Raw genomic sequence first — 23,251 nt, 5'->3', positions numbered from 1 at the left:
CTGAACGCTGGATCCCTCGAAACATCGGACCGATATCAGACCGGCCCTTGACACATTCCCGCAACGCGCTCCTATCCTCGCGATAACGTTATCTCGAAGGATGCCGTGGCGTCGATCCTCTCCGGTCCGCCCCGTCCCTCGGGCCGCATCGTCCCGTCAGGAGACTTCCATGAGGCGCAAACGTCCGACCGTTGTCTGCCTCGCCGCGGCGCTCGCCCTCACCGGTTGCTCCGCTGCGTCGACCGGGGGCGCGAAGGGTGGCAGCACCCTGACCTACCTCACCTTCGAGACCCCGAGCCTGACCGCGTCGTTCTGGAACACCTCGATCGCGGGCGCCGAGAAGAAGGTCCCGGGCGTCACGGTGAAGAAGATCGTCGCGCCGAGCACGGACCGGGACGCGTACGCCAAGCAGTTGCAGGCCTCCGGGCAGTTCCCGGACCTGCTCCAGTCGATCACCCCGTCGACGTTCGCGACGGCCGGGCTGCTGAAGCCGTACGACCAGAAGTGGGTGGACGCAAACTTCCTGCTGCCCGAGGGCAATGCCTACCGGGGCAAGGTCTACATCCCGCCGACGAACTCGCAGGTCATCCCCGAGGTCTTCTACAACAAGAAGCTGTTCGCCAAGGCCCACATCGCCCAACCGCCCAAGACCTGGGCGGAGTTCATGGCCGTGTGCGCCAAGCTCAAGGCCGCCGGGGTCACGCCGGTCGAGCTGGGCGGCGGCGATCCGTTCTCGGCCTCGATGCCCCTGGTCGGCATCCTCTCCGCCGACGTCCTGGGCAAGAACCCGAACTGGCTGAAGGAACGCTACGAGGGCAAGGTCAAGTTCACCGATCCCGACGTCAAGGCGGCGGTGGGCAAGTACCGGACGATGGTGAAGAACGGCTACTTCGAGGACGGCGCCCTGGGCGTCAAGTACGCCGACTCCATCACGAACTTCACGTCCGGCAAGGCCGCGATGTACATGATGGGCAGCTGGTTCCTCGGTGCGGTGCCCAAGGACCACGCCGACGACTTCGGCGCCTTCCTCACCCCGACCGAGGACGGCTCGCTCGTGGTGCCGTTCTCGGTGGGCGGCTCCATGGCCGTCAGCGCCAGGACGAAAAACCCCGCCAAAGCGACCGCGTTCGCGCAGGCCTGGTCCCTGGACCCCGCCAACTACAAGGCCCTGATCGAGGGCGACGGCGCGTTCCCGATGCTCAAGGGCAAGACCCTGGACGACTACGGCGTGAACGTCACCCAGGTCTTCAAGGACTCCTACTCCTACGTCACCCAAGAGAACACGAAGGTCTCGTCGTTCGGCTGGGCGACCAACGACGACTCCATGCCCTCAGGGCTCAACAACGCCTTCTACGCGGCCAGTCAGGCGCTGTTCTCCTCCGACGACATCGACGGACAGCTGGCCAAGCTGGACGCCGCCTGGGACTCGGCGACCAAGTAAGGACGCGGCCATGACCTCCCCGACCATGACCGACCGCGTCCGCCGACGCCGAGGCGATCCCGCCCTGGGCACGATCGCGGTCGTCGCGCTCGGCCTGTACGCCCTCTTCATCGTCGTACCCGTGATCATGAGCGCCTGGAAGAGCCTCACCAACGAGAACCCGCTGCTTGCGCGCGCCGACTTCGTGGGCCTGGCCAACTACCGGGAGATGGCGCACGACAGCGCGCTGGCCGACAGCCTCGGCTTCACGCTCCTGCTGGCCGGCGCGGTGACGATCGTCGCCAACGCCGCCGGCATCGGGTTCGCGATGCTGCTCAACAGGACCTCGCTGAGCTTCCGGATGATGCGTACGGTCGCCTTTCTGCCGCAGGTGCTCTCCGGTGTCATCGTCGGCTTCGTCTGGCGCTACATCCTGGCCCAGGACGGCATCCTCAACAACGTCCTGGTCTCCCTGAGCGTCATCGACAAGCCGGTCACCTGGCTGGGCAGTCCGCATCTGGCCGTCCTGTCTGTGGGGATCGTCGCGGCCTGGGTGCTGACGGGCTTCACCACCGTCGTCCACCTCGCCGCGCTCCAGTCGATCCCCGTCGAGCTGTACCAGGCCGCGATGGTCGACGGCGCCGGCCGCTGGCAGCGGTTCCGCCGGATCACGTTCCCGATGGTGGCCCCGGGCACCACCATCAGCGTCACCATCTCGCTGATCACGATGCTCAAGCTCTACGACATCATCGCGGTCCTCACCTCCGGCGGCCCGGCCAACTCCACCCAGTCCACCGCCCTTTACATCATCCAGCTCGCCTTCACGGACGACCGCTACGGCTACGCCTCGGCCGTCGCGATGCTGCTCCTCGTCGTCTCGATCGCCATCGCGCTGTCCGTGACCGCCCTGCTGCGCCGCCGGGAGGTGGACCTGTGAGCACGTCGACCTCGCAACGGCCCGTGGCACGGAGGCGAACCGCACCACCACCGGCCGTCCCCGCGCCGCGCGCGAGCCGCCGCCCCTGGGCCACGCGGGGCCACCTCCTGGTGGCCGCCCTGCTCACGCTGGCTTTCGTCAGCCCCGTCTATCTCACGATCGTCAACGCCTTCAAGACGCAGGACCAGATCGTCCGCGACCCGGCGGCTCCCCCGGCCCCGCCGACCACGCACAACCTGACGGACGCCCTCTCCCGGCCCGACCGGATCGTCCAGATCGGGCTGACCAACTCCGCGGTCACCGTGGTCGCTTCGGTGCTGCTGATCATCCCGCTGGGCGCGGCCCTCAGCTTCTGGCTGTCCGGCCGCTCGGCGCGCCTGCGCCGGATCGTCCTGGCGGCCTTCGCCGCCGGCCTGATGATCCCGCCCGCGGTGATCCTGCTGCCCACCATCCGCATCCTGACCTTCCTGCACCTGGACCACACCTATCCGGGCCTGGTCCTGGCCAACGTCGGCGGCGGCTATCTGTCGTTCGCGGTGTTCGTCTACTCCGGCTTCCTGCGGTCGATCCCCGGCGAGATCATCGAGGCCGCGACCGTGGACGGCGCCGGGCGTCTGCGGGTCTGGTGGACGATCGTCATGCCGCTGCTGCGCCCGGCCACCGCGACCGTGACGATCTTCCTCTCGCTGTGGATCTGGAACGACTTCATGAATCCGCAGTTCATCCTCGGCCCGCTGCACGGCCAGACGATCACCACAGGTCTTTATCTGTCGGTCGGTCAGTTCTCCACGGACTACGCCCAGTTGTTCGGCGTGATGCTGCTGGCGGCCGTCATCCCCGTCGCCGGATACCTCGCGCTGCAGAAGCAGTTCATCGCCGGACTGACCTCGGGAGCGACCAAGTGACCACGAAGACCGACGTGCGGGCCGTGGACATCGGCAGGACAGGCGTCCCGGACCTGACCGACGTCGCCGGGCACTGGGTCGACGCGGACGAGATCGCCCACCTGCCCTCCCTGCGCAACCAGCAGGGCCAGGCCCACGTCAACCACGACCTGACCTCCCTGTCCTGGCTGGCGGCCCCGCCGTTCACCTTCGGCTATCACACCGGCGAGCTGCGCGTGGACGGCCAGGTCCCGGCCGCACAGCGGTACTTGTGGAAGCCGTGGGGTGTGGTGCGCGAACACCGCCGCGAGGACGGGCTGTCGGTGACCACCGACACCCGCATGGCCCTGAACCGGGACCTCCTCCTGTGGCGGATCGAGGTCACCAACGACAGCGCCGAGGCGCGGACGGTCGAGCTGACCCAGGACCTCTTCGCGATGGTCGCCCACTCCGAGGTCGGCTACGGCTGGCTCTACGACGGCCCGTGGAACCACGGAATGCACCACGACTTCATGGCACTTGAGCGCATCCGGGCCACGACGGGCGGCGGCGAACCGCACTACCTGCTCTCGCCCGCACCTCGTCGGCTCCGCCTCGGCAAACCCCGCGTCCCCGGCATCCAGCGCGACGAGGACCACGGCCCGATGCTCCTGGACGACGCGCTCCCGGCCCACGTCAGCCACGACAAGGAGCCGGAGCCACGGGCCGGGGTGTCCGGAGCGGTACGTGGGCTGCGCGTGACGGGAGCCGACGGCGAGGCGCTCCTGCGGGCCGCCACCGACGAGCCGATCACGCTGACACCCGACGGCGAGACGGGCCTGGACACCTTCGCCCTCTCCCCCGGCCTGACGATCGACTTCGAGCTACGGCTCGACACGGCAAGCCAGTTCGGGACGGTCCTCACCCACGGCAACCACCCCGACTCGCTCCAAGTCGGCGTCGACGACGGCCGGCTGTGGCTCGGCATCACGGGAGAGCGGGAGGCCACCGAGGCCCAACTCCCCGTCGGAGACTGGCAGCACGTCCGCGTGGACGTCGAAGCCGACCACGTCGTACTCCGTCTCGCGGGCTCGGAGACCGCCCGCACCCGGCACTGGACCGAGTCGCGCCGCTGGATGTCCCGCATCGAGGACGGCACGGTCACCTTCACGGACTCCCGATCACCGGCGCACGCCGTCCACGCCTTCGCCGGACCACCCGGCGAGCTGCGGGCCGAGGGCGCCGGGGCACGGGCCAGGTGGATCCGCCGGATCGAACCCGGCGGGAGCGTGACCATCGGGATCGCCTGCGCATACGGCAGTGATCTCGCCGCCGTCTCGGCCCGAGCCCGCGCCGCCGCCGAGGACTTCGAGGCGACGACGCGGGCCGGGGAGGACGGCTGGCGGCGACTGTGGGCCAGCATGTTCACGCCGGGGAACCCCGACTTCTCCGGCCATCTGCCGACCTTCACCACCGAGGATGCGGGACTCGCGCGCACCTACTACATGGGCGCCCTCCAGACGCTGTACATGCGCACCACCCGCATCCGCCCCGACGAGCCGGTGTTCCTCACCGGCGGCCCCCGACTCGGCCCGACCACCACCTACTTCTGGGACCACTGCGAGTGGAGCCGCCTGTACGCCCTGCTGGAACCGGCCGGACTGCGCTCCTGGCTGCTCCGGGTCCTGGCCGGTCCCTACCGCGACTCCTTCGGCGTCGAGAACCTCAGCGGCGGCCCCCTGGGCAACGCCTACAGCTCCACCGACTACGCCCTGTTCCGGCTCATCGAGCACTACGTCTGCGTCACGGGCGACTTCGCGTTCCTCGAAGAGACACCCGGCGGAACGACCGGCAGCACAACGGTCCTCGCCCACCTGGAGCGGCTCGGCCTGGGCTGGCGCGACCGCCGCACCCCGGCCACCGGCGGCGTACTCGCGGACTTCGGCCCCGATCCATGGCAGTTGCTGGAGTGCGTGCCCACGTACACCGGAGTCGTCGCCTCCTTCAACGGCGCCTACGTCTCCTCGACGCGCTCGCTGGCCGGCCTGTACCGACGTCTCGGCCGCGCGGAGGAGGCCGAGCGGACCGAGGCCGAGGCCGGCCAACTGGGCGCTGCGCTGCTGGACTTGTACGCCGGGTCGGGCCGCTGGCGCATCCTCCGCCCGGACGGGACCGACACGATCGGCCACTGCCTGGACTTCGGTCTGGTCGCAGCGGCCCTCCACCGCGAACTCCCGGACGGGACGCGTCGGGAGATGGCCGACTTCGTCACCGACCGTCTGCTGGTGGGGAGTTGGATGCGGGCGCTCGGTCCCGACGATCCGATCGCCGCCGCCTCCGACCGCCCCGACCACGGCGCGGCCGGCGCGTTCGCCGCCTGGCCCGGAGTCACCGCCCACGGTCTGGCCCGCCTCGGCCACCGCGACCGGGCGACCGCTCTCCTGCGCGGTCTGTCCGACGCCGCCTCGGGCGGGCTGTGGGGCCAGGCCATGGAGATCGTCACCGCTCCGGACGGGCAGCACCGGGCCCGCGTGGCCGAACGCGGCACCGCCACCCGGGACAACATCGCGGGCGCGGCCGGAGCCGAGGCGGTGCTCTCGGCCCTGTTCGACATCAACCCGACGTTCAGGAACGGCCCTTCCACCGCTCTGCCCGCCGCCCTGACCGTCGAGGGCGTCGGCACGCTCACGGGGCTCGGCGGCCGGCCGGGCGAAGGAGAGGGGACCGGATGAGAAACGAGAAGAAAGGTCGCACCCCAGTGGCATCCTCACTTCGTCACCGGCGCCGCATCAGCACCCTGCTGGCCTCGGCCCTGGTGGCCCTGGGCCTGACAACCCTCCAAGGCGGCACGCCCGCAGCGGCATCCCCACCACCGACATCCACGCAGACCACCGGCAACCCCACAGCGGCCCAAGCCCTGCGCACCGTCGCGCAGTTCAAGGGCGAGTGGGACTCCCCGCCCACCGTCCTGGCCAACGGCGAGACCGTCGACGCCCCGCTGATGGGCAACGGCGACGTCGGCGTCGCGGTCGGCGGCTCCATCGACGACCAGACCTTCTACCTCGGCAAGAACGACTTCTTCTCCACCGCCACCAACGGCATCGAACCGCTCGGCCGCATCGTGCTCGCCGTCCCGGGCCTGGCCGGCGCCGACCACCACGTCGTACAGAACATCGCCCAGGCTCGGGTCGAGGGCACCTACAAGCTCGGCAACCAGACGCTCTCGTCCAGGAGTTGGGTCTCCGCCACCGACAACCTCTTCGTCACCACCTTGCGCCTTACCGGCTCGCGCGCACAGGACGCGACCGTCACCGTGCAGGACGGACAGGGCAAGACCCCGCCGACCTCCAACAGGAACGGCGTACTTGACGCGGACGTACAGGCCGGCACCACCGACGCGCCGGGCAACCCCCATGCCCGTATCGCGACAAGCGTGCGCGGCACCACCGCGAGACCGTCGGGCAACCGCATCAGCCTCACCCTCGAGCCCGGCGTGACCTACACCCTCGCGACCGCCGTCCGGAGCAGCCACGACACCCCCCGCTACGAGTCTGTCGCCCACGCGGCGGCGGCCGCGGTCACCGACGGTTCGCTGGCCGAGCTGTACGCGGCCCACGAGTCCTGGTGGCGCGCGTACTGGTCCCGGTCGTTCGTGCAGATCCCCGACCAGACCGTGGAGAAGAGCTGGTACGGCTCCCTCTATCTCCTCGGCTCGGTCTCGCGCGCCGGGAAGTACGCCCCGGGCCTGTGGGGCAACTGGATCACCGGGCCGATGAACTGGTACGGCGACTACCACGCCAACTACAACTACGAAGCGGCGTTCTACCCGACCCTGTCCACCAACCACGTGGCCCAGATGGGCAATTACGACGACCCGATCCTGGACTGGATGCCCAGAGGCAGGGCGAAGGCCGCCGCGGCCGGCTACCAGGGCGTGCTCTACCCGGTGGGCATCTCCCCCAACGGCACCAGCGCCGCCGACGACCTCTACAACCAGAAGTCCGACGCCGTGAACTTCGCCGGCGACATGGTCATGAAGTACGAGTACACCCGCAGCGCCTCCTACGCCCGCAAGGTCCTCCCCTATCTCCGGCAGGTCGGCCTGTTCTGGGAGAACTACCTGACCTGGGACGCGGCCACGGGCACGTACATCATCGAGAACGACGCGCCGCAAGAGGGCAACGCGTATCCGCAGACCAACAGCATCCTGTCCCTCGGCCTGGTGCACCTGCTGTTCCAGGGCCTGATCGACATGAGCGAGGACCTGCACATCAACGCCTCGCTCATCCCCACCTGGCAGCACATCGACAGCCACCTCGCGCCGCTGCCCACGATGACGAGAAACGGCCGGACCGTCTTCCGCCAGACCTCCGAGGGCTCCGGCTGGGTCACCGACGGCAACGACGTGGCCATCCAGGCCGTCTACCCGGGCCTCCAGGTCGGCCTGAACGACTCCCCCGACCTGCTGCGGACCGCCCGCAACACCGTCGAGCAGCTCAACAACTGGCACAGCGACAACGCGCCCGCCACCCTCTACGCGGCGGCGGCGATCGTCGGCTACAACCCCAGCACCCTGATGGAGGAGCTGCACTCCGAAGCCACCAAGCACTCCTACCCGAACATGGCGGTGCACCACTACGGCGGCGGCGTCGAGAACCTCAACGTCACCACCTCCGGCCTGAACGAAATGCTCCTCCAGTCCTTCCAGAAGGACATCAAGGTCTTCCCGAACTGGCCCACCGACTCCAACGCCAAGTTCGGCGGCCTGCTCGCCTACGGCAACTTCGAGGTCTCCAGCAGCATCCGGAACAACACGGTCGAGTACGTACGGACCACCAGCCGCTCCGGCAGCGACCTCACCCTCACCAACCCCTGGCCCGGCAAGCGCGTGGAGTACTACGCGAACGGCGTCCACAAGGGCACCCTCACGGGCACCAGGATCAAGCTGCACACGACAGTCGGCGAAACGATCGACTTCGCACCGGCGGGCACCAGCCTGTCCACCATCCGGTACGAACTCTCCCAACCGTCGAAAACCGCGACGACCGCTTCCCTCACCACGGGCTTCGAGGCCGGCCAGCCCCAGCCCACCTGGACCGACACCGTCGACAACGTCGACACCAACGGCGACGGCAACTACGGCATCACGGGGCTGTGTTGCGGCCTCACAGGCCCCCAGGCAGCCGTACGCACCGGCGAACGGGCCCACACGGGCGACGCCTCACTCATGTACTCGGGCTACGCCAACGGCGGCCCCTACGACCACGCGTACATGCAGGTCCACGGCTTCAACGGCGCACCGCTCACGGTCGACGACGACACGACCCTCAGCTACTGGATCTTCCCTCAGTCCGACGCCACCACCCCCTGGGTGCCCGCCGGCTCCGACGACAGCACCTGCGTCGCCGTCGACCTGATCTTCACCGACGGCAGCAATCTGCGGGACGCGGCCGACGGCCTCCATCCGAGCGCCCACTGCGGCCGTCTCGCACTCGACCGGTGGAACCACGTCACCGTGAACCTGGGCACGATCAAGAAGGGAACGTCGATCAGCAAGATCCTCGTCGGCTACGACCGCTCGGGCGCCACGGGCGGCTACCGCGGCTACATCGACGACGTGACCATCGGCTGACCCCGGAGCAGCCACCAGGTGGGCCGGTGACAGCCGCCCGGCCCACCACCTCCGAGGGGTCCGGACCCCTTCTCACATGGGCCGGGGCACACCCCGTGGTCTGATACGCTTTTCCAGCGACATCGGCCGCCGGCCAGTGCGAATCGAAGGTCGCAGCGTCCCTCCCCACGAGAATTCAATCCCGTTGGGAACACGCGACACCGTGTGCGAGACTGTCGTACGCAACAGCATGGTCCTGTGGAGCAGTTTGGAGTGCTCGCCACCCTGTCAAGGTGGAGGCCGCGGGTTCAAATCCCGTCAGGACCGCTGAGGTTTCTTTTCGAAGAACCTCGTGGCTGGGTAGCTCAGTTGGTACGAGCGATCGCCTGAAAAGCGATAGGTCGCCGGTTCGATCCCGGCCCCAGCCACCTCCCGAAGACCCCGTCCAGTTGGACGGGGTCTTTGTCGTACGCGTTCGGCTTGGCAGCACCCCCGCCCGGCGCTACCTTCTGGGCTGATCGGTGACCGAGGGCACCGGCTGATGCGGGTGGGGCAGACGACGATGAAGCGGGATATGGCCGGGACCGCCGGGGCTCTTGCGCTGGAGCGGGACCGGGCTCGGTTCGGGTTGATGGCCGTGGTGTTCAGCAATCTCGCGATCGCCGGGGTGGCGCTGTTCGGGGTGTGGCGGCTGGACGGGGACAAGGCGGTGATGGTGGGCGTACTGACGTCCGCGTTCACCGCGGTCAGCAGCATGACCACGGCCTATCTGGGGATCAAGGCCGTCTCCAACACGGCCCAGTCCTTCGCCATGGGGGACGGTGACGCGCGCAAGCAGCCGGCGCCGGCGGCGGCCACGCCCGCATCCACCCCGGAAACCACGCCGACCGTCACGCCTGGGCCTCCTGAGCAGCGCACTTCCTAGAACCGGTACAGGAACCGGTACGGGTCGGGGCACCGCGCGGCAAATCATTCGCCACGGATTTCTCCGGGATGAGATCCTGGATCCCGTATGTCTACGCACCCTGCCCCCGCCCTCGGCGCCCTCGCCCCCCGCCTGACCGAGCTGTCGCTGCGCGATGCGCATCGGCTCGGGCGCAGGCTCGAAGGTGCGCGCAAGATCCGTAAGCCCGAGGCTCGGGCCGCCGTCCTCGCCGAGATCGAGACGGAGGTCGGCCGGGCCGAAGAGCGGATGGAGGTGCGGCGGGCGCGGGTGCCCGCGGTCTCGTATCCGGAGCAGTTGCCGGTCAGCCAGAAGAAGGACGAGATCGCGGCGGCCATCCGTGATCACCAGGTCGTGATCGTGGCCGGTGAGACCGGGTCCGGCAAGACCACGCAGATCCCGAAGATCTGTCTGGAGCTCGGGCGCGGTGTCCGGGGCATGATCGGGCACACCCAGCCCCGTCGCATTGCCGCCCGTACGGTGGCCGAGCGGGTCGCGGAGGAGCTGGACACCCCACTCGGTGAGGCCGTCGGCTGGAAGGTGCGGTTCACCGACCAGGTGAGTCCGGACTCGACCTTCGTGAAGCTGATGACGGACGGCATCCTGCTCGCCGAGATCCAGACCGACCGCGAGCTGCGCGCCTACGACACGATCATCATCGACGAGGCCCACGAGCGGTCCCTGAACATCGACTTCCTGCTCGGCTATCTGGCGCAGCTGCTGCCCCAGCGGCCCGATCTGAAGGTCGTGATCACGTCCGCGACCATCGATCCCGAGCGGTTCTCACGGCATTTCGGGGACGCCCCGATCGTCGAGGTCAGCGGGCGGACGTATCCGGTGGAGGTGCGGTACCGGCCGCTGCTGGAGGAGGACTCCGAGGACTCGGACCGGGATCAGATCACCGCGATCACGGACGCCGTCGAGGAGTTGATGGCCGAGGGCAAGGGCGACATCCTCGTCTTCCTCTCCGGGGAGCGGGAGATCCGCGACACCGCGGACGCGCTGGAGAAGAAGAAGTACCGCTTCACGGAAGTGCTTCCGCTGTACGCCCGGCTCTCGCACGCCGAGCAGCATCGCGTGTTCCAGCAGCACAGCGGGCGCAGGATCGTTCTGGCTACGAACGTCGCGGAGACCTCGCTGACGGTCCCCGGCATCAAGTATGTGATCGACCCGGGCTTCGCCCGCATCAGCCGCTACAGCCATCGCACGAAGGTCCAGCGGCTGCCGATCGAGGCGATCTCGCAGGCAAGTGCCAACCAGCGCAAGGGCCGTTGCGGTCGTACCTCCGACGGCATCTGCATCCGGCTCTTCACCGAGGAGGACTTCCTCGCGCGGCCGGAGTTCACGGACGCGGAGATCCTCCGTACGAACCTCGCCTCCGTCATTCTCCAGATGACCGCGGCCGGCCTCGGCGAGATCGAGAAGTTCCCGTTCATCGACCCGCCGGACCACCGCAACATCCGTGACGGCGTACAGCTGTTGCAGGAGCTGAACGCGCTCGACCCGGCGCAGAAGGACCCGCGCAAGCGGCTCACGGAGACCGGTCGCAAGCTGGCCCAGCTACCGGTGGACCCGCGTCTGGCCCGCATGGTGCTGGAGGCCGACCGGAACGGCTGTGCGCGGGAGGTCATGGTCATAGCCGCCGCGCTGTCCATCCAGGACCCGCGCGAGCGCCCTGCCGAGAAGCAGACGCAGGCGGACCAGCAGCACGCCCGGTTCAAGGACGAGAGCAGTGACTTCCTCGCGTATCTGAATCTGTGGCGGTACATCCGCGAGCAGCAGCGTGAGCGGGGCTCGTCGTCGTTCCGTCGCATGTGCAAGCAGGAGTACCTGAACTTCCTGCGGATCCGTGAGTGGCAGGACATCTACACCCAACTGCGCACGGTGGCCAAGCAGATGGGGATCCAGCTGAACGAGGAGGACGCGCCCGAGCAGCGCGTCCATGTCTCGCTGCTGGCCGGGCTGCTCTCGCACGTCGGCATGAAGGACGTGAAGGACGGCAACAAGAACGAGTATCTGGGCGCGCGCAGCGCCAAGTTCGCGATCTTCCCGGGTTCGGCGCTGTTCAAGAAGCAGCCCAAGTTCGTCATGTCGGCGGAGCTGGTGGAGACTTCGCGGCTGTGGGCCCGGGTCAACGCGAAGATCGAGCCGGAGTGGGTCGAGCCGCTCGCCGAGCACCTGCTCAAGCGGACGTACAGCGAACCGCACTGGGAGAAGGACCAGGCGGCCGTGCTGGCCTTCGAGAAGGTCACGCTGTACGGCGTACCGATCGTCGCGCAGCGGAAGGTGAACTACGGCCGGATCGATCCGGAGGTCAGCCGTGAGCTGTTCATCCGGAACGCGCTGGTGGAGGGCGACTGGCGCACGCACCACAAGTTCTTCGCCGACAACCGCCGACTCCTCAGCGAGGTCGAGGAGTTGGAGCACCGGGCGCGGCGCCGGGACATCGTGGTCGACGACGAGACGCTGTACGACTTCTACGACGAGCGGGTGCCCGAACACGTCGTGTCCGGGGCGCACTTCGACTCGTGGTGGAAGCGGAAGCGGGAGGAGCAGCCGGAGTTCCTGGACTTCGAGCGGGAGATGCTCATCCGGGAGTCGGCCCAGGCGGTCACGAAGGACGACTATCCGGACTCGTGGCGGCAGGGGCAGCTGAAGTTCCGGGTGACGTACCAGTTCGAGCCGGGTGCGGACGCGGACGGTGTGACGGTCCATGTGCCGTTGCAGGTGCTCAACCAGGTCACGGACGAGGGCTTCGACTGGCAGATCCCGGGCCTGCGGGAGGAAGTGGTGACGGAGTTGATCCGTTCCCTCCCCAAGCCCATCCGCCGCAACTACGTGCCGGCGCCGAACTTCGCGAAGCGTTTCCTGGACACGGCGGTTCCTTTGCAGGAGCCGCTGACGGTGACCATGGCGCGCGAGTTGAAGCGGATGGTGGGAGTCCCGTTCACCGCGGACGACTTCGACTGGTCGAAGGTGCCGGACCATCTGCGCATCACGTTCCGGATCGTGGACGAGCGGCGACGCAATCTGGCCGAGGACAAGGACCTGGAGGCGCTGCGGCTGCGGCTGAAGCCGAAGGCGCGCCAGGCGCTCTCCCAGGCCGCCGCGGCCACCGCCGAGCGCGAGGGCGGCCCGTCGCTGGAGCGCAAGGGCCTCACGGACTGGACGATCGGCACGCTGAGCCGGGTCTTCGAGACGCGTCGGGCCGGGCAGCCGGTGAAGGCGTATCCGGCGCTGGTGGACGACGGCGACACGGTCTCCGTACGCCTCTTCGACACGGAGGCGGAGCAGGCGGAGGCGATGTGGAAGGGCACGCGGCGGCTGATCCTGCGCAACATCCCGGTCAATCCGGCGAAGTTCGCGTCGGAGAAGCTGACCAACGTCCAGAAGCTGGCGCTGTCGTCGAATCCGCACGGCTCGATCCAGGGCCTGTTCGACGACTGCGCGATGGCGGCGGCGGACCGGCTGATCGGTGACTTCGGGGGTCCCGCGTGGGACGAGGAGTCGTACCGGAAGCTCTTCGACAAGGTGCGGGCGGAGATCGTCGACACGACCGTGCGGGCGGTGGAGCAGGTACGGCAGGTGCTCACCGCCTGGCAGTCCTGTGAGCGCCGTTTGAAGGGCACGAACAGTCCGACCCTGCTGCCCAACCTCCAGGACGTACGAGGGCAGTTGGACGCCCTCGTGAAGCCGGGTTTCGTGACGGCCGCGGGGCTGCGACGCCTGCCGGACCTGCTGCGCTACCTGACCGCGGCCGACCGGCGCCTTCAGCAGATGCCGACGGGCGTCCAGCGGGACACGTCCCGGATGGAGAAGGTCCACGAGATGCAGGACGAGTACGCGTGGCTGCTGGAGCAACTGCCCCAGGGCCGGCCGATCCCGTCCTCCGTGCTGGACATCCGCTGGATGATCGAGGAGCTGCGGGTCAGCTATTTCGCCCACGCGCTGGGCACGGCGTACCCCGTCTCGGACAAGCGGATCGTGAAGGCGATCGACGCGGCGGTCCCGTAATCACCCCTGCACGGTGGGTGAGTTCGACCAGCGCCCCAACCCTCCTGTACAGTCTCTTCTCGCAGCGCAACGCACCAATCGCACTGCGAAACAAGGTCCTGTGGAGCAGCTTGGAGTGCTCGCCACCCTGTCAAGGTGGAGGCCGCGGGTTCAAATCCCGTCAGGACCGCAGTAGAGGAAGGGCCCGCACTCGACAAGAGTGCGGGCCCTTCCTCATGCCGCGCCTCAAAGTCGCTCGCCGGCCTGTCAAGGTGGAGGCCGCGCCCGCGGCGGAGCCGCAATCAGACACAGCAAATCCCGTCAGGACCGCAACAGTGAGAGCCCGGATCTTCGGATCCGGGCTCTTACGCGTTCCGGTGTCTGTTGGGGCGACACTTCCGGTTCAGACCCCTCAAGAGTCCCTCATCGCCTCACGCCGTCTTGACGGCGTCACATTCGCTCGGTACCCAGAAACCAGGGCACATTCCCGTGCGGCCCGTGCGGCCCCTGGAGGTGGCGTATGGCGGCTTCGGTCAGGCACGAGACGCGGGCGTTGCTCCGTGCGCACCTGGCGGCCGCCACGTCCTACCGGCATCTGATGCGTCACTGTCCGATCTGCCATCGCCTGCTGTGGCAGGAGTTGGACTCCGCGCCACCGGCCGGCGCGGTGACCGACGACGCCGTCGAGGACGAGAGTCCCGCCAGTGCGTGACGCTCCTTTAGCGCACGCGTAGGCGGAGTAACAAGGACTCTGGCATGTGACGGGTGTCACTGCATGAGTTTCTGAAACCGAGGAATTTACCCCTCTCCTACAACTGGTCAATTTTATATGTGCAATTGCACCAGCGCCCGGGGTCTCCGTCAGCCTCCCGTCAGGGTCCCTTCTCAGACTCCGACAAGGTCGCTCACAGCCCCACCGGACCCACCCACCTCATCCACCGCACGCGCACAAAAAAGATCGCGCTGGACCCGGCGGAGTCCAGCGCGATCGACGACGCACCCTTGTCACGTAATGGGAAAGCCCGGAGGGGCTTGGGCGTGGGCTCTGTTGGGGCAGAACCCGCGTCGTTTGGAGCTAGTGATCGGACGTATCGACAAGTTGGGGGACCTGCCGGTTTGCCCGGTTATCCAGTTGTTCAGGCCTCGCTGCGCTGCTGCGGGATGCCCGCGAGCAGAGCACGGACCTCCGCCTCGCGGTAGCGGCGGTGCCCGCCGAGCGTACGGATCGACGTGAGCTTGCCGGCCTTCGCCCACCGCGTGACCGTCTTGGGGTCAACACGGAACATCGTGGCGACCTCAGCCGGGGTCAGCAGCGGCTCGGCATCAGGGGTGCGAGCGGTCATGAGCGGCCTCCTCGGGAGAACCGAACCTTCTCGGTTCTTTCCTCTAAATTCTGCACCTTGACCCGCGTTGCCCGAAATGGCGGACGCGAGTCGAGTCGGTTATAGGACGAACGGCTTGTCCTCGGCACTACAACTACACCATCTGTCCAACCACGTAGGCCAAACCGATGGAATTGCCCCTCCAGGTATCCATCAGCGACGGAAGCCGATGGACCATGCCATAGCGGACAGTCACGCCACTGTGACGATCAGTCACAGGGCGATCAGGAGTCATCAGACCCCCCAAAGCGTGCAATGCGAGCGGAGTCCTCCCCGGACTCCTTGTCCTATTTTGGCATGAGGAGGGGTAAGGGACGCAAGGGCCGCGTACGTGCGGTCCGTCACGCTTGCCCCTTGTTGACGCGTTGTTGACACATAAGCCCGGATCGGGACCTACGTCCCATGTGGACGCGGCATCAGAAGGCAAGGGCGACTCGCACGAATGCACGAGCCGGTGTCAGGACGAAACCCCAAAACGGGCGATTCGTCAAACGTCAGTTCGCCGAGCGCCGATCCCTGACCGACCGCCAGCGGTCCACGAGACGCGCGTACGCCGCTCCCGCGGCCGCTCCGTCGCCGTGCCGCAGGGCCTCGATGCCCTCGGCGACGTCCGCCGCCGAGTGGTCGTCCTCCAACTCGCCGGGCGGCAGCGCGTGCACGAGCCCGCCGTAGTCCAGCTCCACCAGCGAGCGCGGATGGAACTCCTCCAACCAGCGCCCGACATCCAGCAGACCGTCCATCAGCGGCCCCTCGTCGAGGGTGTCGCGCAACGTCCGCAGGGCCCGGGCCACGCGCCGGCGGGCCTGCACCATCGGCGTGCGGTAGCGCAGCGCGGGCGGGATCTCGCCGGAACCCTTGTCGAAGCGCCGCTCCTCGTCGGAGACGAGCACGAACCAGTGCAGCGGCACCTGCCAGGTCGCCATGCGGATCCACGGGCGGGCGTCGGGGTTGCGCAGCAGCCAGCGCTCGTAGTCCTGGGTCGCCTGGCGTCGTACGACCTCGGGCAGGACCGCCTCCAGGACCGGCGCCGGCAGTTCCCCGGCCAGTTCCTGGAGGGCCTGCCAGCCGCGCAGCCGGGTCCGCCAGGGGCAGACGCAGACCACGCCGTCGGCGTCGAGCACGAAGGCGTCGCTGCTCTCGTGCACCGGCACCGGGATGGGCGGGGTGGGCAGCAGGTCGGCCAGGGAGCGGCGCAGCTCGTCCTGGTAGGAGGGGCGGTCGGGCCGGCGGGCGTAGCGCGCCCAGTGGGTGCGCTCCGGCTCCGGGAAGGCGGCCAGCGGTTCGTACACGCGCAGATACGTCGCATACGGGACGATCACCGAGGACACCTTGGGCACGCCTGCTCCATCCCCCGCCCACCAACGGGAAAACCTGCGGAACCCGCTCACAAACGGGCGGGAAAACTATCCAAATCGTCGCACGGACGCATCACATGAGTACGTGATCCTGAGCACTGCGCGGTGGCCGGACACCCCAAGGCCCTAATCTCGTCTCACAGCCCCCGCCACCCATGGGAGCTCGTCTCCAACCGCCGCTACTTACCCAGGAGTCACTACAGTGACCGACGTAACCGGCGCACCTGCTGACGCACTGCACACCCTGTTCCACACGGACCAGGGCGGTCACGAGCAGGTCGTGCTCTGCCAGGACCGCGCCTCCGGCCTCAAGGCCGTGATCGCCATTCACAGCACCGCCCTCGGCCCCGCGCTCGGCGGTACGCGCTTCTACCCCTACGCGAGCGAGCAGGAAGCCGTCGCCGACGCGCTGAACCTCGCCCGCGGGATGTCGTACAAGAACGCCATGGCCGGTCTCGACCACGGCGGCGGCAAGGCCGTGATCATCGGCGACCCGGACCGCGACAAGACCGAGGACCTGCTGCTCGCCTACGGGCGCATGGTGGCCTCGCTGGGCGGCCGGTACGTCACCGCGTGCGATGTCGGTACGTATGTCGCCGACATGGACGTCGTCGCCCGCGAGTGCCGCTGGACGACCGGGCGTTCACCCGAGAACGGCGGCGCCGGCGACTCCTCCGTGCTGACCGCGTTCGGCGTCTACCAGGGCATGCGGGCCAGCGCCCAGCACCTCTGGGGCGACCCGTCGCTGCGCGGCCGCAGGGTCGGCATCGCGGGCGTCGGCAAGGTCGGTCACCACCTCGTGGCGCACCTGCTGGAAGAGGGCGCCGAGGTCGTCGTCACGGACGTGCGCGAGGAGGCCGTACGCCGGATCCTCGACGCGCACCCGGCCGGCGTCAGCGCGGTCGCCGACACCGAGGCGCTGATCCGGGTGGAGGGGCTGGACGTCTACGCGCCCTGCGCGCTCGGCGGGGCCCTCAGCGACGACTCCGTGCCGGTGCTGACCGCCTCGATCGTGTGCGGCGCCGCCAACAACCAGCTGGAGCACCCGGGCGTCGAGAAGGACCTCGCCGACCGCGGGATCCTCTACGCGCCGGACTACGTGGTGAACGCGGGCGGGGTGATCCAGGTCGCCGACGAGCTGCACGGGTTCGACTTCGAGCGGTGCAAGGCGAAGGCCGCGAAGATCTTCGACACCACGCTGGCCATATTCGCACGTGCGAAGGAAGACGGTATTCCGCCGGCCGCCGCGGCCGACCGGATCGCCGAGCAGCGGATGCACGAAGCGGCGCTGAAAAGAGCCCGCTGAGGTTTGGCCGGTACCCGTCGGCGGGCAGTTAGAGAGAACTCTCACGTCCGTCGGCGGGTCGCCCGCGAAGAAGTGGTTAAAATCGCGGTTGACCAGCGGGGACGGGGCGCCTCGCAGGGGGTGGACCCGGGCCCGTCGTGCGGGCGACGTACCGTATGGGCGCGGGCTCAGGTACCGTGGAAGCCCTACGGACCGGTCTCTCCACGGAGAGCCCGTTCCAGATCATGAACGCGTGTCAAGACTCTGGGGCCGTCGAGCCCCGTCACCGAGGGGGTCGAGCCATGGGGCGCGGCCGGGCCAAGGCCAAGCAGACGAAGGTCGCCCGCCAGCTGAAGTACAACAGCGGCGGGACTGACCTGTCGCGTCTGGCCAACGAGCTGGGCGCTTCGACTTCGAACCAGCCGCCGAATGGCGAGCCGTTCGAGGACGAGGACGAGGAAGACGACGACCCGTACTCGCAGTACGCGGATCTCTATAACGACGACGAGGACGAGGACGACGAGTCCGGCCCTACGTCTCAACGCCGCGGCGCTTGACGACCCAGCGTTGCTTGACCCGGTCCATGCGGTTACCCCCGCCGGACCGGGTTTTGCGCTGCTTGGTGCGGTTCGGCCCGGGTAGGGGCGCGGTTCAGCTCGCGTAGTCGCCGATGAGCGCCGCGCCCGTCCCGTGGTCGCCGCGGTCGGTGATCTCGCCGGCCACCCACGCCTCGACGCCGCGGTCCGCCAGGGTCGCCAGGGCCACGTCCGTGGACTCCTCGGGGACGATGGCGATCATGCCCACGCCCATGTTGAGGGTCTTCTCCAGCTCCAGGCGCTCGACCTGACCGGTCCTGCCGACCAGGTCGAAGATCGGGTCCGGGGTCCAGGTCGCGCGGTCCACGATCGCGTGCAGGCCGTCGGGGACGACACGGGCGAGATTCGCGGCGAGGCCGCCGCCGGTGACGTGCGAGAAGGCGTGCACGTCGGCGGTGCTGGTCAGCGCCAGGCAGTCCAGCGAGTAGATCTTGGTGGGCTCCAGGAGCTCCTCGCCGAGCGTGCGGCCGAGCTCGTCGATCCGCGCGTCCAGGGACAGGCCCGCCTGGTTCAGCAGGACGTGCCGGACCAGCGAGTACCCGTTCGAGTGAAGACCGGAGGACGCCATGGCGATGACCGCGTCACCCGTACGGATGCGATCGGGGCCCAGCAGCCGGTCGGCCTCCACCACGCCCGTACCGGCGCCCGCGACGTCGAAGTCGTCCTCGCCGAGCAGTCCGGGGTGTTCGGCCGTCTCGCCGCCCACCAGGGCGCAGCCGGCCAGTACGCAGCCCTCCGCGATGCCCTTGACGATGGCGGCGACACGCTCGGGGTGGACCTTGCCGACGCAGATGTAGTCGGTCATGAACAGCGGCTCGGCGCCGCACACCACGATGTCGTCCATGACCATCGCGACCAGGTCGTGGCCGATGGTGTCGTAGACGCCCAGCTGCCGGGCGATGTCGACCTTGGTGCCGACACCGTCGGTCGCCGAGGCCAGCAGGGGACGCTCGTACCTCTTCAGGGCGGAGGCGTCGAAGAGGCCGGCGAAGCCGCCGAGGCCGCCGAGGACCTCGGGGCGCTGGGTCTTCTTCACCCACTCCTTCATGAGTTCCACGGCGCGGTCGCCCGCATCGATGTCGACGCCGGCAGCCGCGTAGGAAGCACCGGTGGAAAGGGGGGTCTCAGACATTGCCTGGGATCTTTCGGGTTGGTTTCTACGAGGCTTACGGGCGACGGATCGCGTCGGCCGCGGCCGTGGCGGCCGGACCGGCCGCCAGCTCGGTCTCCAGGAGCTGCTTGCCGAGCAGCTCGGGGTCCGGGAGCTCCATCGGGTACTCGCCGTCGAAGCAGGCGCGGCAGAGGTTCGGCTTGGCGATGGTGGTCGCGTCGATCATGCCGTCGATGGAGATGTACGCCAGGGAGTCGGCGCCGAGCGAGATGCCGATCTCGTCGATGGTCATGCCGTTGGCGATCAGCTCCGCGCGCGTGGCGAAGTCGATGCCGAAGAAGCAGGGCCACTTCACGGGCGGGGAGGAGATCCGGATGTGGACCTCGGCCGCGCCGGCCTCGCGGAGCATGCGCACCAGGGCGCGCTGGGTGTTGCCGCGCACGATGGAGTCGTCGACGACGACCAGGCGCTTGCCCTTGATGACTTCCTTGAGCGGATTCAGCTTCAGGCGGATGCCGAGCTGCCGGATGGTCTGCGAGGGCTGGATGAACGTACGGCCGACGTACGCGTTCTTCACGAGGCCCGCGCCGAAGGGGATGCCGGACGCCTCCGCGTAGCCGATGGCGGCGGGGGTGCCGGACTCCGGTGTCGCTATGACCAGGTCGGCCTCGACCGGGGCTTCCTTCGCGAGCTTGCGTCCCATCTCCACGCGGGAGAGGTAGACGTTGCGGCCGGCGATGTCGGTGTCCGGGCGGGCCAGGTACACGTACTCGAAGATGCAGCCCTTGGGCTTCGCTTCTGCGAATCGCGAGGTGCGCAGGCCGTTCTCGTCGATGGCGACGAACTCGCCCGGCTCGATCTCGCGGACGTAGGCGGCGCCGCAGATGTCGAGGGCGGCGGACTCGGAGGCGACGACCCAGCCGCGCTCGAGGCGGCCCAGGACCAGCGGGCGGATGCCCTGCGGGTCACGGGCGGCGTAGAGGGTGTGCTCGTCCATGAAGACGAGGGAGAAGGCGCCGCGCACCTTGGGGAGGACCGTGTGGGCGGCCTCCTCGATGGTCAGCGGCGTGCCGTCCTCGTCGGCCTGGGCGGCGAGCAGCGCCGTCAGCAGGTCGGTGTCGTTGGTCGCCGCGACGCGCGGGGTGCGGCCCTCCTGCTTGGGCAGGTCGGCGACCATCTCCGCGAGCTGCGCGGTGTTGACCAGGTTGCCGTTGTGGCCGAGCGCGATGGAGCCGTGCGCGGTGGCACGGAACGTCGGCTGGGCGTTCTCCCACACGGAGGCGCCGGTGGTCGAGTAGCGGGCGTGACCGACCGCGATATGACCCTGGAGCGAACCGAGCGAGGTCTCGTCGAAGACCTGGGAGACGAGTCCCATGTCCTTGAAGACGAGGATCTGTGAGCCGTTGCTGACCGCGATTCCCGCGGATTCCTGGCCTCGATGCTGTAGGGCGTAGAGCCCGAAGTAAGTGAGCTTGGCGACCTCTTCACCGGGAGCCCAGACTCCGAAGACGCCGCAAGCGTCCTGGGGTCCTTTCTCGCCGGGGAGCAGATCATGACTGAGTCGACCGTCACCACGTGGCACGGCACCGAGTGTAGGCGAGATCGACCACTGGTCCGAATTGGGGTTACTCGCCGGTAGTGGATCACTCGGCGGCGACGGCGCGGACGCTCGTGCCGTTTTCGCTGGTCAGCGTGAGGGTGTCGTGATCGACTCGGTAGTCGACCCGGCCGTCGAAGAGGGTCAGCAGCGAGCGTTCGGTGCCCATGAGTGAGGCGTCGCACATCATTCGGGTGGTGGACGGACGGCCGAGCGTGATGTGTCCGGCGCGTACGGTGGCCGTCGCGTTGACGGCGTTGCAGCCGAGCCGGCCGCCGACCTTGCCGTTCTTGGCGTCGAAGGCGAGGTACGGCTTGCCCTGCACCTTCTTGGTCGCACCGTCCGCGGTGATGTCCTGGACCCGCCAGTCCACACCGGTGACGGGCCGCTCGGCATCGACCGAGCCGCTGCCGCCGGTCGCCTTCTCGCTGCCGCACGCCACGACGAGCGGGAGGATGGTCAGGACGGCGAGGGTGAATCGCAGTTTGTCCATGGGGATGGGACGGGAGGGACGCGGGACGGGTTCCCTCGGGGACTTCGCCGGCCACTTCTCGGGATTCCGTCGGCCGCTTCTCGCAGATTGCGTCGGCCGCTTCACCCCATGATCGGCAGCAGTCCGCCCAGATCGGACCGCTCGCCGCTCGCGCTGACCTTCGCCTCTTTCACGGCGTCCTTCCATCCCGTGCGCCCGGTCGCGAGCCGGAGCCAGGTCAGGGGGTCGGTCTCGACGACGTTCGGCGGGGTGCCGCGGGTGTGCCGGGGGCCTTCGACGCACTGGACGACGGCGTACGGGGGGATCCGCACCTCCGTCGTCGCGCCGGGGGCCTTCACGGCGAGGGCGTCGGCGAGGAGCCGGGTGCAGGCGGCGAGGGCCTGGCGGTCGTACGGGATGTCGAGGCCCGGCACGGCGGCGTTCAAGTCGTCGGTGTGGACGACCAGTTCGACGGTACGGGTGACCAGGTAGTCGGCGAGGGGCATGGCGCCGGCGTTGGTCTCGAGCAGCCGGGTGCCGGGGTGGGTGTCGAGGTGCCCGGTGAGGGTCCGCTCGATGTCGGCGAGATAGGCGTCGAGGTCGGGGTGCTGCTCGGCGAGCGTCCGCGTGAAGTCGGCGATGGCCGCGGAGTTGGCCGCGGTGGCGAAGGGCCAGTCGAGGATCCCGGCGTCCTGCGCCGGCGGGGCGGGCCGGTCCAGGGAGCGGTGGACGGCGGTGACCGCCATCCCGATGTGCGCGACCAGCTCTCGTACGGTCCATTCCCCGAGCCGGGTGGGGAGCGCGAGCTGCTCGGGCGTGAGCGTCAACACGGCCTGACGTACGTTCCCGAACTGCGCGAGCACCGCGGCGCGGGTCTTGACGGGGTCGTACGTACGCGCGCGCTTCTTGGCCGTGGGCATGGCGGTGAGCCTAATCGTCGGGGCGGGACGGCTCACGGCGTTTTCGGTCCCCCCTCTTGTGGGCAGCTCAGCCGGCTTTGCGGGCGTAGTCCCCCAGGCCGTGCTCCACCAGGTCGAAGGCGCGGGCGGCCCGTTCGGCGGCGTCCGCGGTGACCTCCTCCACGGATTCGCCGGCGTCGAGGCGGCGGTGGTGGTCCTCCACGAGGGCGTTGCGGGCGGCGGTGAGGGTGGCGGCGGCGATCAGGGCGAGGACCGGATCGCCGGTCTCGTCCCGCAGCAGGTCGGCCAGCTCGCGGGCGCCCTTCTCGGAGGTGAGGTAGGCGCGCTCCATCAGGACCGGGGTCTCCATGATGAGCCGGCGGATCCGGCGCCCGAACGGCTCGATGTGCAGGCCTATCGACGGGTCGCGGGTCTCGATCATCTCCAGGAACTGCCGGCGCACGGCGGCCACCGCGGACTCGCCGGGGGCGCGGTCGCGCACGGCGCGGGCGGAGTCGGAGAAGTGGTCCTCGATCGGGCGGAAGACCAGGTCCTCCTTGGTCCCGAAGTAGTTGAAGACGGTCATCTTCGACACCTCGGCCGCGTCCGCGATCTCCTGCACCGAGACCGCGTCGAAGCTCTTCTCCAGGAACAGCTCCACGGCGGTGCGGTAGATCCGCAGCTCGGTCTGGATCTTCTTGCGCTCGCGCAGCCCCATCGCCTCAGCAGCCATGACATCACTGTACCAAGCCGAATTATGAGCCGGGACGAAAAATAATCCCAGAAA

The 23,251-nt window shown here is 68.7% G+C and carries 17 protein-coding genes and 3 tRNA genes; 13 read left to right on the top strand and 7 right to left on the bottom strand.

Annotated elements, in window-relative coordinates:
• Positions 1 to 169 precede the first annotated feature (169 nt).
• The 11 genes from ACWD5F_RS20045 (at position 170) to ACWD5F_RS19995 (ending at position 14,479) form a co-directional block, all read left to right on the top strand.
• The gene (locus tag ACWD5F_RS20045) at positions 170 to 1,441 is read left to right on the top strand and encodes an ABC transporter substrate-binding protein (RefSeq protein WP_451255939.1); all 1,272 of its coding nucleotides are present in this window, start codon (positions 170 to 172) and stop codon (positions 1,439 to 1,441) included.
• Positions 1,442 to 1,451: 10 nt separating this feature from the next.
• The gene (locus tag ACWD5F_RS20040) at positions 1,452 to 2,357 is read left to right on the top strand and encodes a carbohydrate ABC transporter permease (protein ID WP_451255937.1); all 906 of its coding nucleotides are present in this window, start codon (positions 1,452 to 1,454) and stop codon (positions 2,355 to 2,357) included.
• Positions 2,354 to 3,262 (top strand): carbohydrate ABC transporter permease, encoded by a 909-nt coding sequence (locus ACWD5F_RS20035; protein WP_451255936.1) that lies wholly within the window; start codon positions 2,354 to 2,356, stop codon positions 3,260 to 3,262. The genes ACWD5F_RS20040 and ACWD5F_RS20035 overlap by 4 nt, the downstream gene beginning before the upstream one ends.
• Complete coding sequence (locus ACWD5F_RS20030; RefSeq protein ID WP_451255934.1) at positions 3,259 to 5,952, top strand: hypothetical protein; 2,694 nt, start codon at positions 3,259 to 3,261, stop codon at positions 5,950 to 5,952. The genes ACWD5F_RS20035 and ACWD5F_RS20030 overlap by 4 nt, the downstream gene beginning before the upstream one ends.
• Positions 5,953 to 5,978: 26 nt before the next feature.
• A complete protein-coding gene (locus ACWD5F_RS20025) occupies positions 5,979 to 8,852 on the top strand; it encodes a glycosyl hydrolase family 95 catalytic domain-containing protein (protein WP_451255932.1) in 2,874 nt (957 codons plus the stop codon).
• 231 nt (positions 8,853 to 9,083) lie between these two features.
• A tRNA-Asp gene (locus ACWD5F_RS20020) sits at positions 9,084 to 9,158 on the top strand.
• A 27-nt stretch (positions 9,159 to 9,185) separates the two neighbouring features.
• Positions 9,186 to 9,259, top strand: a tRNA-Phe gene (locus tag ACWD5F_RS20015).
• 146 nt (positions 9,260 to 9,405) lie between these two features.
• Positions 9,406 to 9,756: a hypothetical protein gene (locus ACWD5F_RS20010; protein WP_451255930.1), complete on the top strand. Its 351-nt coding sequence runs from the start codon at positions 9,406 to 9,408 to the stop codon at positions 9,754 to 9,756.
• Between the two features lie 87 nt (positions 9,757 to 9,843).
• Positions 9,844 to 13,788 (top strand): ATP-dependent RNA helicase HrpA, encoded by a 3,945-nt coding sequence (gene hrpA, locus ACWD5F_RS20005; protein ID WP_451255928.1) that lies wholly within the window; start codon positions 9,844 to 9,846, stop codon positions 13,786 to 13,788.
• Between the two features lie 94 nt (positions 13,789 to 13,882).
• Positions 13,883 to 13,957 (top strand) — tRNA-Asp (locus ACWD5F_RS20000).
• 330 nt (positions 13,958 to 14,287) lie between these two features.
• The gene (locus ACWD5F_RS19995) at positions 14,288 to 14,479 is read left to right on the top strand and encodes a DUF6274 family protein (RefSeq protein WP_451255927.1); all 192 of its coding nucleotides are present in this window, start codon (positions 14,288 to 14,290) and stop codon (positions 14,477 to 14,479) included.
• A gap of 424 nt (positions 14,480 to 14,903) precedes the next feature.
• On the opposite strand, the gene bldC is transcribed toward ACWD5F_RS19995, so the two are convergent.
• Entirely contained in the window at positions 14,904 to 15,110 is a 207-nt protein-coding gene (gene bldC / locus ACWD5F_RS19990; RefSeq protein WP_003949541.1) for a developmental transcriptional regulator BldC, read from the bottom strand.
• A gap of 533 nt (positions 15,111 to 15,643) precedes the next feature.
• Positions 15,644 to 16,486 carry a hypothetical protein gene (locus tag ACWD5F_RS19985; protein ID WP_451255925.1) on the bottom strand — a complete coding sequence of 281 codons (843 nt, stop codon included), beginning with the start codon at positions 16,484 to 16,486 and terminating at the stop codon, positions 15,644 to 15,646.
• A 220-nt stretch (positions 16,487 to 16,706) separates the two neighbouring features.
• Here ACWD5F_RS19985 and ACWD5F_RS19980 point away from each other — a divergent pair, with 220 nt between their 5' ends.
• Together ACWD5F_RS19980 and ACWD5F_RS19975 are read left to right on the top strand one after the other, a co-directional pair.
• A complete protein-coding gene (locus tag ACWD5F_RS19980) occupies positions 16,707 to 17,810 on the top strand; it encodes a Leu/Phe/Val dehydrogenase (RefSeq protein ID WP_451255923.1) in 1,104 nt (367 codons plus the stop codon).
• Between the two features lie 281 nt (positions 17,811 to 18,091).
• Positions 18,092 to 18,346 (top strand): DUF3073 domain-containing protein, encoded by a 255-nt coding sequence (locus ACWD5F_RS19975; RefSeq protein ID WP_401719707.1) that lies wholly within the window; start codon positions 18,092 to 18,094, stop codon positions 18,344 to 18,346.
• Positions 18,347 to 18,440: 94 nt separating this feature from the next.
• On the opposite strand, the gene purM is transcribed toward ACWD5F_RS19975, so the two are convergent.
• The 5 genes from purM to ACWD5F_RS19950 all read right to left on the bottom strand — a co-directional run bounded on the left by purM (position 18,441) and on the right by ACWD5F_RS19950 (position 23,197).
• Entirely contained in the window at positions 18,441 to 19,517 is a 1,077-nt protein-coding gene (gene purM, locus ACWD5F_RS19970) for a phosphoribosylformylglycinamidine cyclo-ligase (RefSeq protein WP_451255921.1), read from the bottom strand.
• A 34-nt stretch (positions 19,518 to 19,551) separates the two neighbouring features.
• A complete protein-coding gene (gene purF / locus ACWD5F_RS19965) occupies positions 19,552 to 21,078 on the bottom strand; it encodes an amidophosphoribosyltransferase (protein WP_451255919.1) in 1,527 nt (508 codons plus the stop codon).
• A 61-nt stretch (positions 21,079 to 21,139) separates the two neighbouring features.
• Positions 21,140 to 21,586, bottom strand: coding sequence for an META domain-containing protein (locus ACWD5F_RS19960; protein WP_451255917.1), 447 nt, complete (start codon positions 21,584 to 21,586; stop codon positions 21,140 to 21,142).
• A 101-nt stretch (positions 21,587 to 21,687) separates the two neighbouring features.
• Positions 21,688 to 22,485 carry a sterol carrier family protein gene (locus ACWD5F_RS19955; protein WP_451255915.1) on the bottom strand — a complete coding sequence of 266 codons (798 nt, stop codon included), beginning with the start codon at positions 22,483 to 22,485 and terminating at the stop codon, positions 21,688 to 21,690.
• A 67-nt stretch (positions 22,486 to 22,552) separates the two neighbouring features.
• Positions 22,553 to 23,197, bottom strand: coding sequence for a TetR/AcrR family transcriptional regulator (locus ACWD5F_RS19950; protein ID WP_451255913.1), 645 nt, complete (start codon positions 23,195 to 23,197; stop codon positions 22,553 to 22,555).
• Between the last annotated feature and the right edge of the window lie 54 nt (positions 23,198 to 23,251).

The organism is Streptomyces sp. NPDC002499 (assembly GCF_053595415.1).
Note: the sequence above shows the minus strand (reverse complement) of the source record. Positions and strands in the feature narration are given on the sequence as shown.